The organism is Amycolatopsis sp. lyj-112, from assembly GCF_046549055.1.
In the GTDB taxonomy this organism is placed as follows: Bacteria; Actinomycetota; Actinomycetes; order Mycobacteriales; family Pseudonocardiaceae; genus Amycolatopsis.
On sequence record NZ_JAJPWS010000004.1, the window covers coordinates 125684 to 139807 of the forward strand.

Annotated in this window: 12 protein-coding genes; 8 read left to right on the top strand and 4 right to left on the bottom strand. The window is 68.7% G+C overall.

The genetic code is table 11. The features are described 5' to 3' along the window. Positions 1-70: 70 nt before the first annotated feature. Positions 71-868 carry an SDR family NAD(P)-dependent oxidoreductase gene (locus tag ACLJRL_RS16455; protein WP_410657043.1) on the bottom strand — a complete coding sequence of 266 codons (798 nt, stop codon included), beginning with the start codon at positions 866-868 and terminating at the stop codon, positions 71-73. Between the two features lie 13 nt (positions 869-881). Beyond that, a complete protein-coding gene (locus ACLJRL_RS16460) occupies positions 882-1601 on the bottom strand; it encodes an SDR family NAD(P)-dependent oxidoreductase (protein ID WP_410657044.1) in 720 nt (239 codons plus the stop codon). A gap of 122 nt (positions 1602-1723) precedes the next feature. Between ACLJRL_RS16460 and ACLJRL_RS16465 the strand changes: the two genes are divergently transcribed. From ACLJRL_RS16465 to ACLJRL_RS16480, 4 genes are read left to right on the top strand one after another with little or no spacing between them, the layout of a single operon-like run. Beyond that, positions 1724-3589, top strand: coding sequence for a primary-amine oxidase (locus tag ACLJRL_RS16465; RefSeq protein WP_410657045.1), 1866 nt, complete (start codon positions 1724-1726; stop codon positions 3587-3589). Between the two features lie 10 nt (positions 3590-3599). Next, a complete protein-coding gene (locus tag ACLJRL_RS16470) occupies positions 3600-4391 on the top strand; it encodes a molybdenum cofactor biosynthesis F family protein (RefSeq protein ID WP_410657046.1) in 792 nt (263 codons plus the stop codon). Between the two features lie 4 nt (positions 4392-4395). Further along, positions 4396-6030 (top strand): amidohydrolase, encoded by a 1635-nt coding sequence (locus ACLJRL_RS16475; RefSeq protein WP_410657047.1) that lies wholly within the window; start codon positions 4396-4398, stop codon positions 6028-6030. Positions 6031-6071: 41 nt separating this feature from the next. Beyond that, positions 6072-6659, top strand: coding sequence for a TetR/AcrR family transcriptional regulator (locus tag ACLJRL_RS16480; protein WP_410657048.1), 588 nt, complete (start codon positions 6072-6074; stop codon positions 6657-6659). A gap of 80 nt (positions 6660-6739) precedes the next feature. Here the strand turns inward: ACLJRL_RS16480 and ACLJRL_RS16485 are convergent, their stop codons facing one another. Both ACLJRL_RS16485 and ACLJRL_RS16490 read right to left on the bottom strand, forming a co-directional pair. Continuing rightward, complete coding sequence (locus tag ACLJRL_RS16485) at positions 6740-7666, bottom strand: alpha/beta hydrolase (protein ID WP_410657049.1); 927 nt, start codon at positions 7664-7666, stop codon at positions 6740-6742. After that, complete coding sequence (locus tag ACLJRL_RS16490; RefSeq protein WP_410657050.1) at positions 7663-8649, bottom strand: methyltransferase dimerization domain-containing protein; 987 nt, start codon at positions 8647-8649, stop codon at positions 7663-7665. The genes ACLJRL_RS16485 and ACLJRL_RS16490 overlap by 4 nt, the downstream gene beginning before the upstream one ends. Before the next feature lie 234 nt (positions 8650-8883). Here ACLJRL_RS16490 and ACLJRL_RS16495 point away from each other — a divergent pair, with 234 nt between their 5' ends. The 4 genes from ACLJRL_RS16495 to ACLJRL_RS16510 are packed head-to-tail and all read left to right on the top strand — an operon-like array spanning position 8884 to position 14061. After that, positions 8884-10626: a dipeptide ABC transporter ATP-binding protein gene (locus ACLJRL_RS16495; protein WP_410657051.1), complete on the top strand. Its 1743-nt coding sequence runs from the start codon at positions 8884-8886 to the stop codon at positions 10624-10626. Further along, positions 10623-12203: an ABC transporter substrate-binding protein gene (locus ACLJRL_RS16500; protein WP_410657052.1), complete on the top strand. Its 1581-nt coding sequence runs from the start codon at positions 10623-10625 to the stop codon at positions 12201-12203. The genes ACLJRL_RS16495 and ACLJRL_RS16500 overlap by 4 nt, the downstream gene beginning before the upstream one ends. Then, the gene (locus ACLJRL_RS16505; RefSeq protein WP_410657053.1) at positions 12200-13144 is read left to right on the top strand and encodes an ABC transporter permease; all 945 of its coding nucleotides are present in this window, start codon (positions 12200-12202) and stop codon (positions 13142-13144) included. The genes ACLJRL_RS16500 and ACLJRL_RS16505 overlap by 4 nt, the downstream gene beginning before the upstream one ends. Next, entirely contained in the window at positions 13141-14061 is a 921-nt protein-coding gene (locus tag ACLJRL_RS16510) for an ABC transporter permease (protein WP_410657054.1), read from the top strand. The genes ACLJRL_RS16505 and ACLJRL_RS16510 overlap by 4 nt, the downstream gene beginning before the upstream one ends. The last annotated feature ends 63 nt before the right edge of the window (positions 14062-14124 follow it).

Consider the following 14124-nt stretch of genomic DNA (forward strand, 5'->3'; position numbering starts at 1 on the left):
CCGGCAGTCCGTGAAGGCCTCCTTGAGGGAATCAGAGTCCCTCAAGGAGGCCTTCACGGACTTGCCCGCGCTAGGAGCCCATGCCGGCGCGTTCGAAGGCGAGAGTGGGCAGGTCGACGGCGTGCGCGCCGCCGTCGGCCACGATCACCGAACCGGTGATGTAGGACGATTCCGCCGAGCCGAGGAATCGCACGATCGACGCGATCTCCTCGGGCTCGGCGGGACGGCGCAGCGGGACCTCGGCGGTGACGCGGCGATAGCCCTCGTCGTGGCCGCCGGTGAAGCCCGCCGCCTCAGCGAACTGGTCCATCTCGCCGTCCGCCATCGGGGTGCGCACCCAGCCGGGGCAGACCGCGTTCGCGCGGACGCCCTTGGGCCCGTAGTCCCGGGCGATCGAGCGGGTCAGCCCGATCAGCGCGTGCTTGGCGACGGTGTAGCCGGCGACGTTCGGCCCGGCGAACAGCCCGGCCAGCGAGGAGACGATGACTACCTGGCCGCTGGTCTCGATCAGCGAGGGCAGCGTGGCCCGGCAGAACACGAAGGCACTGGACAGGTTCGAGCGCAGCGCGAGTTCCCATTCCTCGTCACCGGTGTCGACGACCGAGGACAGGCCGTGCCCGCCGGCGTTGGCCACCACGACGTCCAGCCTGCCGAACTTGCCGACGATCTCCGCCGCCGCGGTCTCGGCGGCCTCCCGTTCACTGGCGTCACAGGCGATGACGTGCGCGCCGGTCTCGGCGGCCACCTTCTCCAGCGGTTCGCGGCGCCTGCCGAGCACCACGACTTGGGCGCCCTCGTCCGCGTAACGGCGGGCGACCGCCGCGCCGATACCGGTACCGCCACCCGTGATCGCGACAACCTTGTTCACTGCGGAGTCCTTTCTAAGCGGGAAAACCCGAGCGGGCCGAGACGCCGAAGTCGGCGAGCACGGCCTGGCCGTTGACCGTCCGCGAACGCGCGGAGGCCAGGTAGAGCACGTGGGAGGCGACGTCTTCGGTCGCCTGCACCGGAAAGGCGGGATCGTCGAGCACCGCACCGAGATCGTCCCGCGCCATCGGGGTGTCCACCACCGACGGGCATACGCAGTTCACCCGCACCTGCGGCAGATCGACCGCGAGCGCCCTGGTCATCGCGACCACGGCGCCCTTCGACGCGCAGTAGGGCACCATGCCGGGCGCGCTGGTGAACGCCGAATCGCTGGCGAGCAGGACCACCGCACCGCGCGCCTCGGTGAGCCACGGCGCGGCGTGCTTGACCACCAGGAACTGGCCGGTCACGTTGACCGTCATCACCGCGGCGAAGTCCGCCGCCGGGGTCTCGGCGACCGGCGTCCCCACCGGGCCGGAGATCCCGGCGCAGCCGACCACGACGTCCAGCCCGCCGAACCTCCCGGCCACCGCACCGACCGCGGCGGCGACCGATCGCTCGTCGGTCACGTCGGCGTGGACCGCCAGGAAGTCGTCGCCGACGACGGGGATCGTCGCCCGGTCGAGGCCGCCGACCCGCGCACCCTCGGCGAGGAACGCCTCGACGCAGGCAAGGCCGATACCGGATGCCGCGCCGGTCACCAGCACGGCCTTGCCCGCGAGATCCAGTCGCATGGCGTCATCCTGCGGTCCGGCCCTCGTCAGGGGGTTGGCCGTCAGTGCATCCTTCTTGTCCGCGGCCGCATGAGGGGCGCGCGGCCTTTCCCCGCGAGGGCGAACCCGCAAGACTGCGAAGCATGACCAGGCCGCATCCCCTCGACCCGCTGACCGCCGACGAACTGAACGCCGGACGCGCGATCCTCGCCGCCGAGGGCCTGCTGACCGAGACCACGCGGTTCCCGGCGGTACTGCCAGTGGAGCCTGACAAGGCAGACGCCGCCCCGGACCGCCGCGTCCAGTACACGCTGCTGGACACCGCGACCGGACAGGCCCGCGACGCCGTCGTCTCGCTGACGAAACGCGAACTGGTCTCCTCCGAGGACTGCGGCGACGGCCAGCCCGCGTACCTGTTCGAGGAGTACGACCTCGCCGCGTCGATCACCAAGGCGTCGCCGGAATGGCTGGCCGCGATGACACGGCGCGGGCTCGCCGACCGGGTCGAGCACGCCTTTTGCGCTCCCCTGGCGCCCGGTTTCTTCGGCAGGCCCGACGAGACCGGCCGCGTGATCCGCTCGCTGACGTTCCTGCGCGACGACGACGCGGACAGCCCGTGGGCGCATCCGGTCGAGGGCCTGATCGTGCACATCGACCTGACCGAGCAGCGCGTCCTCCGGGTCGAGGACGAAGGCGACGTGCCCGTCCCGCCGGAACACGGCCGCTACGGCGACGTCCCGGCCCGCACCACGCTCAAGCCGATCGAGATCACCCAGCCGGAGGGTCCCAGCTTCACCGTCGACGGCAGCGAGGTCACCTGGGAGGGCTGGCGGTTGCGCGTCGGGTTCAACGCCCGCGAAGGTCTGACGCTGCACCAGCTCACCTTCCAGGAGCGGTCGGTGCTCCACCGGGCGTCCGTGCCCGAGATGGTGGTGCCTTACGGCGACACGGCGCCCGGCCGGTTCTGGATCAGCTACTTCGACGCGGGTGAGTACCTGCTGGGCAAGAACGCCAACGACCTCCGGCTGGGCTGCGACTGCCTCGGCGTCATCCACTACTTCCCCGCCTACGTCGCCGACGACCACGGCCGTCCGGTCGAGATCCCCCGCGCGATCTGCATGCACGAGGAGGACTACGGGATCCTCTGGAAGCACACCGATCTCGACGGCCGCGCCGAAGTCCGCCGCTCACGGCGACTGGTCATCTCGTCGATCTCCACCATCGGCAACTACGACTACGGCTTCTTCTGGTACCTCTACCTCGACGGCACCGTCGAACTGGAGGCGAAGGCCACCGGCATCGTGTTCGCCGGCGCCGGTCATCCCGGCACGAAACACCCGCACGCCAACGAGATCGCGCCCGGCCTGTTCGCACCGGTGCACCAGCACCTGTTCTGCGCCCGGCTCGACGTGGCGATCGACGGCGAACGCAACTCGCTCGTCGAGATCGACGTCGAAGGCGTCCCGACCGGGGACCAGAACCCGTACGGGAACGCCTTCACCTGGAAGGAAACCCCGCTGCGGAGCGAGCAAGAGGCGCAGCGGTTCGCGGATCCGGCCAAGGCGCGGGTGTGGGAGATCCGCAGCACGGAGCGGACCAACCGGCTCGGCACGCCCACCGCGTACCAGCTGGTGCCCCGGCCGTCCGCGACCCTGATGGCCCAGCCGGAGTCGAGTGTCCACAAGCGAGCGACGTTCGCCTCCCGGCATCTGTGGGCCACGCCGTACCGCGCGGACGAACGGTTCCCCGCGGGCGACCGGCCGAACGCGCATCCGGGTGGTGCGGGCCTGCCGGCCTGGACCGCCGAGGACCGGGACCTCACCGACACCGATCTCGTGCTGTGGCACGTGTTCGGCCCGACGCATATCCCGCGTCCCGAGGACTGGCCGGTAATGCCGGTCGACTACTCGGGATTCACCCTGCGCCCCTATGGATTCTTCGACCGGAACCCCGCGCTCGATCTGCCTGCCGGCGCCTCCGACGACCACTGTTCCGCTCACGAGCACTAGGACTCCGCTGATGCCCGAACTGACCCTGTCCGACACTTCCACCTGGCTGCCCCTGGACGGGCTGGCGCCCGGGTTCGACGCGAACAAGGCCCCCACGGTCGGCGATCTGCACGGCCGCACCTTCGCTCTCGCGTGCGAGGGCGGCACCACCTTCACCGCGGCCTTCACCGGCACCCGGATCGACTGGAACCACCACGGTTCCGGCACCGACCGGTGTGAGACCTTCCTGGTCGACGACGACCTGTACTACGTCCAGTTCCATCCCCGGGCCCGGCAGGAAGAGGCGTTCACCCTCCTGCTCGACCTGCGCCGCGGCCGCGCGCTGCTGGTGATGAGCCGGATCGGCGACACCGCTCCCCGGGTCACCCAGACGTTCCTGGCCGCCACGATCGGCGGCATCGAGCCCAGCGGGGAATCGCTCGCGCCCAGCACCTCGCTGGTCGGACGGCGGGTGCTGTGGGTGTACAGCACCGCGCATGCCTACGAGCACGTGTACCTCAGCCCGCACTGGTACACCTGGCAGTGCCTGGCCGGCCCGGAGAAGGGGCTCGCCGACACCGACGAGAACTCGGTCTACGAGCTACGGCCCGGGATCTATGTCTTCGCCTGGCGGGAGAAGGTGATCCCCTGCGCTTCGGTGACCGTCGCCGACCACCGCGACGCCCGGCGGCTGCGCTCGCACGGTGTCCTTTTCGGACTCGACGCCACGGGCAGCACTCCGACCCACTTCACCTTCGGCGCGCACGGCAGGTTGCTGAGCACCACCGTGCACCCCGAAGGTTACGAGCCTGCCGGGAGCTGAACCCGTGACCGCCGACCTGATCCTCACCAACGCCACCGTGTACACAGTGGATCCCGTCCGGCCGTGGGCGTCGTCGCTCGCGATCAAGGACGGCCGGGTGCTCTCCCTCGAAGACCTCGAACGCGGCCCGAACACCGAAGTCGTCGACCTCGGCGGCGCGTTCGTCATGCCCGGCCTCGTCGACGTGCACAACCACCACGCCCTCGCCGGGCGCGCGGCACTGTTCGAACTGAACTTCGGCGCGGACGCGGGTTTCGACGACATCCTCGCCGCCGTCCGCGAACGGGCCGCCGGTCTCGGGCCGGACGAGTGGGTGGTCGGCGGCGCGTGGGCGTCCACTTTGGTCAGTACGCTTTCCCGGGTTTCGGCGCGGCACGCCCTCGACGAAGCGGCGGGCGGCAGGCCGGTCACGCTCTCCGACGACAGCAGGCACAACCGCTGGGTGAGCAGCCGAGCACTGAAACTGGCCGGGGTGACCACGTCGACCCCGGATCCCGAGGGCGGGGTGATCGTCCGCGACCCGGCCACCGGCGAGCCGACCGGTGTCCTGCTCGAAGCGGCGGGTGTCCTGGTGGAACACGCGCTGCGCGAGACGAGGACGCTCACCGACGAGCAGCACGCGGCGGCGTCGCGGCACGGGATCGGCACCCTGCATTCGTTCGGGGTCACCGCGTTCCAGGACGCCGGGGTGTCCGCGGACATCCTGCGCGCGCTGAAGTCGCTCGACGACGCCGGCGAACTGAACGCGTGGGTGGTGTCGTCGCTGCTGATCAACGACCCGATCTTCGGCTTCGACCCGATCGGCGCGCCGCTGCTGGAAGTCGCCGGTGAGTACCGCAGCGAGCATCACCGGCCCGACTTCGTGAAGATCTTCCTCGACGGCGTGCCGCCCACCCGCACGGCCGCGTTCCTGGAGCCGTACCTGCCCGACGACGCGCACGGCGCCTGCCATCACGGCGCCACCACCATGCCCGGCGACGAACTCGAGGGCTGGCTGCGCACGGCGGCCGCGGCCGGGTTGTCGGCCAAGGTCCACTGCACCGGCGACGCTTCGGTGCGCGCGACCCTCGACGCGGTCGGGAAGGTGCGGGCGGAAGGCTTCACCGACGCGCGTTTCCAGGTCGCGCACGGTCAGTTCGTGCACCCGGACGACGTCCCGCGTTTCGCCGCGTTGGACGTCGCCGCGGACATCTCGCCGTTCCTGTGGGTCCCCGGGGTCATCCCGGCGGCCATCGCCGAGGTCCTGCCCGGAGAACGGGCCGCCCACATGCAGCCGAACAGGTCCTTGCTGGACAGCGGCGCGCTCGTCGCCGGCGGGTCGGACTGGCCGGTCAGCGAATCGCCGGACGCCTGGGAAGGCATCCAGGGCCTCGTCACCCGCCGGGATCCGACCGGCTCGTTCCCCGGCGCGCTGTGGCCGGAGCAGGCCATCACACTGGCCGAGGCGATCGAGGTCTTCACCCACGCCGCGGCCCGCGCGATGGGATTGGGCGAGGTCACCGGTTCACTGGTGCCCGGGAAGTCGGCCGATTTCGTGGTGCTGGACCGGGATCCGTTCCGCACGGACCCTTCCGCGCTGGCCACGACAAAGGTCACCGAAACGTGGTTTGCCGGACACCGGGTGTATCAGCGCGACTGATCTCCTACACTGGTAGAAGAACCAGTGCGGGAGGTCCACCGATGCCGAAGATCATCGATCACGACGAACGTCGCAGTCACATCGTCGACGTCACCTGGGATCTGATCACCCAGGGCGGGATCGAAGCCGCCACCATGCGCGAGATCGCGGCCGCCGCCGGTTTCGCCAACGGTGCGCTCAAGCTGTACTTCCCGAGCAAGGAAGACATCATCGAGGCCACCTACGAACGTGCGCTCGGCATGATGCGCGAGTACGTCGAACTGGACGAACTCCGTGGCCTCGTCGCGCTCCGGGAGCTGTGCGTCTCCTCGATGCCGATCGACGAGAACCGCATCGCCGCGGGCCGGGTGCTGCTCACCTTCTGGCAGCTGTCGCTGACCACCCAGAAGCTGCAGGACAAGTACCTCGAGCACATCCGCTCGTGGCGCGGCCTGCTCCACCGCTATCTGACCGAGGGCCGCGAAGACGGCGACATCGTCACCGAGACCCCCGACGAGCAACTGGTCGACGAGGTCGTGCTGATCAACGCCGGGGCGAACGTGATGAGCCTGGTCGCCGGCGAGTTCTCCACCGTCGCCCTGCAGCGGCAGCACCTGGAGTCGTTCTTCGACCGCCTGACCCGCCCCTAACCCCTCCTCGAACACTGTCCGTGAAGGCCTCCTTGAGGGACTCAGAGTCCCTCAAGGAGGCCTTCACGGACAACCGATACCTAATCGAAGACGCGGGTCAGGAAGCTCGCCACGTGCGCATGGGACCGCGGCGACGCCGGAAGGTCGGTGTACAGCCCGTAGAAACCGTGGATCTGCCCCGAGTACCGGGTCATCTCCACCCGCGTGCCGGTGTCGGCCAGGCGGCGCGCGAACTCCTCGCCCTCGTCGCGCAGGACGTCGTACTCGGCTGTCAGCACCAACGCGGGCGGCAAGGCGGTCAGGTCGTCCGAGCGCAGCGGCAGCAGATACGGATCGTCCAGGTGCGCCGGATCCGACACGTACTGCTCGAAGAAGAACCGCATCGCCCCGGCGGTCATCCCGAATCCCTCGGCGAAGTCGGCGTACGACCCGAAACCGTCGTCCGGGTGGCCGTAGACCGGGCAGATCAGCACCTGCGCGGCCAACGGCGGGCCGCCGCGGTCACGGGACATCATCGAGACCACTGTGGACAGATTGCCGCCCGCGCTCTCGCCGCCGATCGCGATCCGTCCCGGGTCCACCGCCGCTCCGGCGCCGCCCGCGGCCAGCCATTCGACCACCGAATAGCAGTCGTCGGGCGCTGCCGGGAACGGGTGCTCGGGCGCGAGCCGGTAGTCCACCGCGACGACGGCGACCTTGGCCGCGTTGCACACCGCGCGCGACGCGACCTCGTTCTCGTCGATCGAGCCGATCGTCCACCCACCACCGTGAATCCACACGAAAGCCGGCACCGGCACGGACGACTCCGGCAGATACACCCGGACGCGCACCCCGCTGGGCAGCACGTGGTCGCTGACCGAGGCGACCTGCTCGACGGTTTCGGGACGCCGCCACGCGGCCGCGAAAGCGGCCCGCAACTCGGCGGCCGTCGGAGGAGCGGCCGGCGCCTCGGGTGGAGCACTCCGGGCCAGCAGTTCCTTGACCGCGGGATCGAGGGTCACGGTCACACCGCTTCCGCGACGAGCACCCGCGGGCTGCCCGGCAGCGCCAGCCGGTCGACGACGCGCCAGCCCGCCCCGCTCAGCCATTCCCGGACCTCCGACTCCGGGTAGACGACCGTCCCGTCGATCACCAGGTACTCCCCCGCGTGCAGGGCGTCGATCGGCCGCTGGACCGGGTCGTCGTCGAGGAAGAAGTCGAGCAGCAGCAAACGGGCACCGGGCGCCGCGGCCGCGCGGGCGTTGCGCAGGATCTCCGCGTTCTGCTTCGCGTCGAAACGGTGGACGACGTGGTTGACCATCACCAGGTCGAACTCGCCTTCCGGCCGGGCGGTGGGCGTCTCCGCGCCGACGACGGTCGTCCGGTCCGCCAACCCCGCCTCGGCGGCCGCATCGGTGACCGAGCCGACGAAGCCGGGGTCGAAGACGAAGGTCGTGTGCAGCTCTTCGTTGGCTCCCATGGCTTCGACCGCGAACGCGCTGGACAGCCCGCCGAGGTCGAGCAGTTTCCGGTAGGGGCGGTAGTCGAACGCGCCGGCCAGCATCCTGGCGTGTAGGGCGTTATACGTCATCACACCCGACATGAACGTGCCCCAGCGTGCGTCGTCCATTTCCAGTTCGCCGGGTTCGCCGGTGTCGGCCGTGCGACCGAACTGCAGCCAGTGCCCGTAGCTGATGGAGTCGAGGAAGGTCAGGAACGGTGCCAGATCGAGGTCGCCGCCACCCAGGTACGCGGCCGCGTCCTCGGCCAGTTCGTATCGTCCGTCCACACGCGACAGAAGTCCGAGCGATGACATGGCGTCACCGAGGATGCGGGTGATCTTCGGCGGCTTCCCGGTCTTTTCGGCCAGTTCGGCTGCCGAAAGCGGCCTGGCGCTCAGCGCGCTGAACAGGCCGATCCGGCTAGCCGCGAAGAGTTGCTTGGCCGCCATGTATCCCACGGCGATGTCCACGATCCGCTCGGGACCGGCTGTTCTGGTCGACCCGCTCACGGGTGCCCTCCTTAGCTCGTTTCCGCCGAGAGTCTACAGGTGTAGACAAAAGAATCCAGGGACAGTTTTCGCCCACTGCCAGGCAAAACCGGCCGGATATCAACTTCCTACATTCGTAGAATATACCCATTGACAGGGCACTCCCCCAGTGTCAACATGCGTAGAACTACCCCCGCCGGAGGCACGTTCCCCGGCAGTGCGGTCCGCTTCGGGCGGCCACGGGAAAGGGGATTCATGACCCTGCTCGAAATACGAGAACTGACCGTCGGCGTACTCGCCGACGAGACCGAACGCGAGCTGGTCCGCGAACTCTCGTTCGATCTCGAACAAGGCCGGACACTCTGCGTGGTCGGCGAATCCGGCAGTGGTAAAACGGTGACGGCCTTGTCGATCATCCGGTTACTGGAATTCGTCGCACCGGTGCGCACGCGGGGTGAGATCACCGTGGATGGTGTGGACCTCACGCGGTTGTCCGCCGAAGAGATGCGCGCCTACCGCGGCCCGCGGATCGGGATGATCTTCCAGGAGGCCCTGGATTCACTCAACCCGAGCCAGCGGGTGGGCAAGCAACTGATCGAGGCGTTCCGCAAACCCGGTTCCCTGCCACGGCAAGCCGCCCGCAAGGGCACACCGCTGCACCGCGAGGCCGACGCCAAGGCCCGCGGACTACTGAACGAAGTCGGGCTCACCGACACCGACAGGGTGCTTTCGCTGTACCCGCACCAGATGTCGGGCGGGATGCAGCAGCGCGTGATGATCGCGCTGGCGCTGATGGCCGACCCGAGCCTGTTGATCGCCGACGAGCCGACCACCGCGCTCGACGTCACCACGCAGGCGGAGATCCTCACCCTGTTCGACCGCGTCCGTCGCGACCACGGCACCGCCTGTGTCTTCATCACGCACGACATGGGGGTGGCCGCGCAGGTGGCCGACCGGATCGCGGTGATGTACCGCGGCGAACTGGTCGAGCTCGGGTCCAAAGAGGACATCCTGGGCGCGCCGAAGCACCCGTACACCAAGGCGTTGCTCGACTGTGTGCCGAAGCTCGGGGTGAGCAGGCGTGACGGCTTCCCCACCATCTCCGAAGCGCTGCTCGAAGCCGCGATGAACGGCGAATCGGCGGTCGCGACCGAGACCAGGACCTTGAGCCGGGCGCCGGCATCGGACAGTGGCAAGGGCACCGCTCTCGTCATCGACTCGGTGTCCAAAGTGTACGGACGCCGAGGCCGGTTCTCCCTGAACCGGGAGCCCGAGGTACACGCCGTCAAAGACGTCACTCTGGAGATCGCGCCCGGCGAGTTCTTCGGCCTGGTCGGGGAATCGGGCTCGGGCAAGACCACGCTCGGCCGGCTGGTGAGCGCGCTGGAAACGCCCACCGGCGGCACCATCACCTTCGGCGAGCACCGGTGCACCCCGACCGGTCTCGACGGCGACGAGCGCGCGTTCCGCCGTCGCGCGCAGCTGATCTTCCAGGACCCGCAGAGTTCCTTGGATCCCCGGCATTCGGCCGCCCGGATCATCGCCGAGCCGCTGCGGGAACTCACCGGCCTGCGCGGCGCCGAACTGGACCGCCGTGTCACCGAGCTGATCGACGAGGTCGGCCTTCCCGCGGACACCGCGAAGAAACTGCCCTCACAGCTTTCCGGCGGCCAGCGGCAGCGCGTCTCGATCGCCCGCGCGATCGCCGCCGAACCGGACCTCATCGTGGCCGACGAACCCACCTCCGCGCTCGACGTCTCGGTGCAGGGCCAGGTGATGAACCTGCTGCTCGACCTGCGGCGGACCCGCGCGCTGAGCTTCCTGTTCATCACGCACAACCTGAGCCTGGTGCTCTCGGTCGCCGACCGCGTCGGCGTGATGTACCAGGGCGAACTGATCGAGACCGGCGACCCGGACGAGATCCGGCTCCGTCCCCGGCACGACTACACCCGCCGCCTCCTCGCGGCGAACCCCGAAATCGGAGTGCGGAACCCATGAGACGAACCCTGACCTCGGCCGTGCTCGGCGCGGCCACCGTCCTGCTGCTCAGCTCGTGTATGGGAGGGCAGGCGGGCGGTGGCGCCGCCGACGGCCCCCCGGTGAAAGGCGGCAACCTGAACGTCGCAGTGCCCACCGATCCGCAGTCGCTCGACATGGTCGCCAATCCCGGCCAGGTCACCGCGCATATCGGCAACATGATGTACGAGAAACTGTTCGAAGTGGACCGTGGCTTCACCGCCCGGCCCATGCTGGTCGAGGACTACACCACCAGCCCGGACAGGCTCACCTACACCTTGAAGCTGCGCCAGGGCATCACCTTTCACGACGGCAACCCGCTGACGTCCGAGGACGTCGTGGCGAGCCTGAAGCGGTGGCAACAGGTCCACCGCACCGGCCAGCTGGTCACCCCGGACATCGAGGCGATCACGCCGGCCGACCCGGCGACCGTCACCATCAAGCTCAAGCAGCCGCGCTACCCGCTGATCAACGAACTCGCCGGGGCGGGCACGGAGATCTACGAGGCCAAGAACCTCGCCGGGGTGGCACCGACCGGTTTCGCGCAGGACAAGGCGATCGGCACCGGACCGTACAAGCTGAAGAGCTGGGACATCGGCCGCGAACTGGTGCTGGAGCGCTACACCGGCTACAAGTCCCGGTCCGAAGAGGACTGGGGCGGGCAGGCGGGCGCCAAGCACGCGTACCTGGACACCGTGACCTACAAGGTGGTCTCCGACCAGGACGCGCTGATCAACGGCCTGCAGACCGGGCAGTGGGATCACATCATGCCCACCAACGACCAGTACGAGACCCTGCGCAACAACCCGGCCGTGGTCGTGCACAACCTCCCCGGCGGCAACGATAACGTCGTCATCCCGAACTTCAATCCCGGTTCGAAGTTCGCCGACCCGCGAGCCCGGGAAGCGCTGAACCTGGTGCTGGACAAGCCCGCGATCAACGCGGCCACCGGCGGCAGCAAGGACCTCACGCTCGAGACCGGCGCCTTCGCCTCCCCGGACAACAAGGCGTTCTACTCCACGCAGGGCGAAGAGATCTACAAGCGGCACGATCCGGAGAAGGCCAAGCAGTTGCTGGCCGAAGTCGGGATCACCGCGGGCGCGACCATCCGCATCGTCACCACGAATTCGTACCCGGAGTTCGGCAAGTGGGCCGTGCTGATCCAGGACAGCCTGTCGAAGATCGGCATCAACACCAAGATCGACACCTTCGACTTCGCCACCATGCTCGGCACGCTGACCAAGGAACCCGGCGGCTGGGACATCACCACGCTGTTCTTCGACTCGGCGCTGACCTCGCCCGCGCAGATGCCCGCGCTCACCCTGGGCACGCTGAACGGCTCGTCCTCCCCCGAACTGGACGCGCTGATGGCCGAGTACAACGCCTCGACCAATCCCGAGCAGGCCAGGGCCGTGGTGGACAAGCTGCAGGCGTTCACCTGGAAGCAGCTTTCGGTGATCACGCTGAGCCAGTCGAGGCTCTACGCGGCCTACTCCCCCAAACTGAAGGGATACGGCGACTTCTACCGCGTGTTCTGGAACACCTGGCTGGCATCATGACCGGTCTGCTGCTGCGCAGGCTGCGCGATCTCGCGATCATCCTGGTGATCGTCGGCACGATGATGTTCTTCGTCATCCGGCTCATCCCCGGCGACCCGGCGCAGGCGATCCTCGGCCCGACGGCGCGTCCGTCCGATGTGGACGCGTTACGGGAGAGCATGGGGCTCAACGGAACGCTGTGGGAGCAGTACCTCAGCTGGGCCGGCAACGTGCTGCGAGGCGACTTCGGGACGTCGATCACCTACCACGCACCGGTACTCGGTGTGGTGGCCGACCACATCCTGCCGACGTTGACGCTCGCCGTGCTGTCCACGGTGATCAGCTTCTTCCTCTCGGTCGCGATCACGTCCTGGCAGGCGGTGTCGCCGCGCAATCCGGTGGCGCGGGCGCTGGACCGGTTGTCCGCGCTCGGCATGGCGATGCCTGACTTCTGGATCTCGCTGGTGCTCGTGCTGCTGTTCTCGGTGACGCTGCGCTGGTTCCCTTCCAGCGGCTACGAAAACCTGTTCACCGATCCGGCCACGGCGGTGCCCGCACTGGTGCTCCCGCTGACCGTGCTGGTCATCGGGCAGACCGCGTTGTTCGTGCTGACGCTGCGGGAAAGCCTGCTCGGTGAGCTTCCGCTGGCGTATCTGCGCACCGCGCGGGTCAAGGGGCTTTCCGAGCGGCAGGTGATGACCAAGCACGTGCTGCCGAACGCGCTGATGCCCTTGATCACCCAGCTGGGCAGCAACTTCGCCATGCTGGTCGGCGGCATCGTGATCATCGAGTCCATCTTCGTCGTACCCGGGCTCGGCCATCTGCTGATGGGTGCGGTGTCCACTCGCGACTTCCCGCTGATCCAGGGGGTGACGCTGTTCGTCGCGGTGCTGTTCGTCCTGGTCAACCTGCTGGTGGACCTGTCGTACGCACTGCTCGACCCGAAGGTGCGTGTCTCATGAGCGTGGCTCTGGTGGAAAGGACCCCGTCGGTGCGAGAGGCCCCTGCGACCGGCCGGATGACCAGGCTGTTCCGGCGCAACCGGATGCTCGTCATCTGCGGCACGCTGCTCGCGTTGATCGTCCTGACCGTGATCGTGCTGCCGTTCTTCCTGCCCAGTGTGAGCGCCACCGACCCGGTCAACCGGCTGCTGCCGCCCTCGGGCGAGCATCTGCTGGGCACGGATTCGTTCGGCCGCGACGTGCTCGCCCGGCTCGTCTCCGGCGGGCGAGCCTCGCTCGGGCTGTCCGCGCTGATCACCCTGTGCGCGGCCTTCACCGGGCTGGTGATCGGGCTGATCAGCGGGTTCTTCCGGGCCGCGGACGCGGTGCTGATGCGGGTGATGGACGCCTGGATGTCGTTCCCCGCGATCATCCTGGCGATGGCGCTGGCGATCTCGCTCGGCGCGAGCATCTGGACCGAACTGATCGCGCTGACCGTGATCTTCACGCCGTTCACCGCGCGGGTCATCCGCAGCCGGGTGCTCGGCATCGCCGGCCGCGCCTACATCGGCGCGGCGCGGGTCTCTGGGATGAGCAAGGGAAAGATCCTCCTCGTGCACGTGTTCCCGAACGTGCTGCCGCTGGCGCTGGTGCAGGTGGTGATCCTGTCCGCGGCGGCGATGCTGGTCGACGGCGCGATGAGCTTTCTCGGGCTCGGCATCGCTCCCCCGACCCCGACCTGGGGCAACATGATCGCCGAAGGCCGTTCGTACCTGGTGCAGGCGCCGTGGCTGGTGATCGTGCCCGGCGTGACGATCATGGTGTGCGTGTTCCTGCTGAACCTCATCGGATCGTCGCTGCGGATCGCCGTCGACGCCCGCGCTCGGACGCTGAGCGAACTGCAGCGCCTGCGCACCCGCCGTTCCTCCGGCAGCTGAGAAAGGACTCCCTTGTCTGTCAACACTTCCTTGACCGTGCGCCGGTTCGAGCCCGAAACCACT

What these genes read in the sequence shown, in the direction of transcription:
- ACLJRL_RS16460 (WP_410657044.1), bottom strand. Translation starts at nt 1,601, where the DNA reads ATGCGACTGGATCTCGCGGGCAAGGCCGTGCTGGTGACCGGCGCGGCA.
- ACLJRL_RS16465 (WP_410657045.1), top strand. Translation starts at nt 1,724, where the DNA reads ATGACCAGGCCGCATCCCCTCGACCCGCTGACCGCCGACGAACTGAAC.
- ACLJRL_RS16470 (WP_410657046.1), top strand. Translation starts at nt 3,600, where the DNA reads ATGCCCGAACTGACCCTGTCCGACACTTCCACCTGGCTGCCCCTGGAC.
- ACLJRL_RS16480 (WP_410657048.1), top strand. Translation starts at nt 6,072, where the DNA reads ATGCCGAAGATCATCGATCACGACGAACGTCGCAGTCACATCGTCGAC.
- ACLJRL_RS16495 (WP_410657051.1), top strand. Translation starts at nt 8,884, where the DNA reads ATGACCCTGCTCGAAATACGAGAACTGACCGTCGGCGTACTCGCCGAC.
- ACLJRL_RS16500 (WP_410657052.1), top strand. Translation starts at nt 10,623, where the DNA reads ATGAGACGAACCCTGACCTCGGCCGTGCTCGGCGCGGCCACCGTCCTG.
- ACLJRL_RS16505 (WP_410657053.1), top strand. Translation starts at nt 12,200, where the DNA reads ATGACCGGTCTGCTGCTGCGCAGGCTGCGCGATCTCGCGATCATCCTG.
- ACLJRL_RS16510 (WP_410657054.1), top strand. Translation starts at nt 13,141, where the DNA reads ATGAGCGTGGCTCTGGTGGAAAGGACCCCGTCGGTGCGAGAGGCCCCT.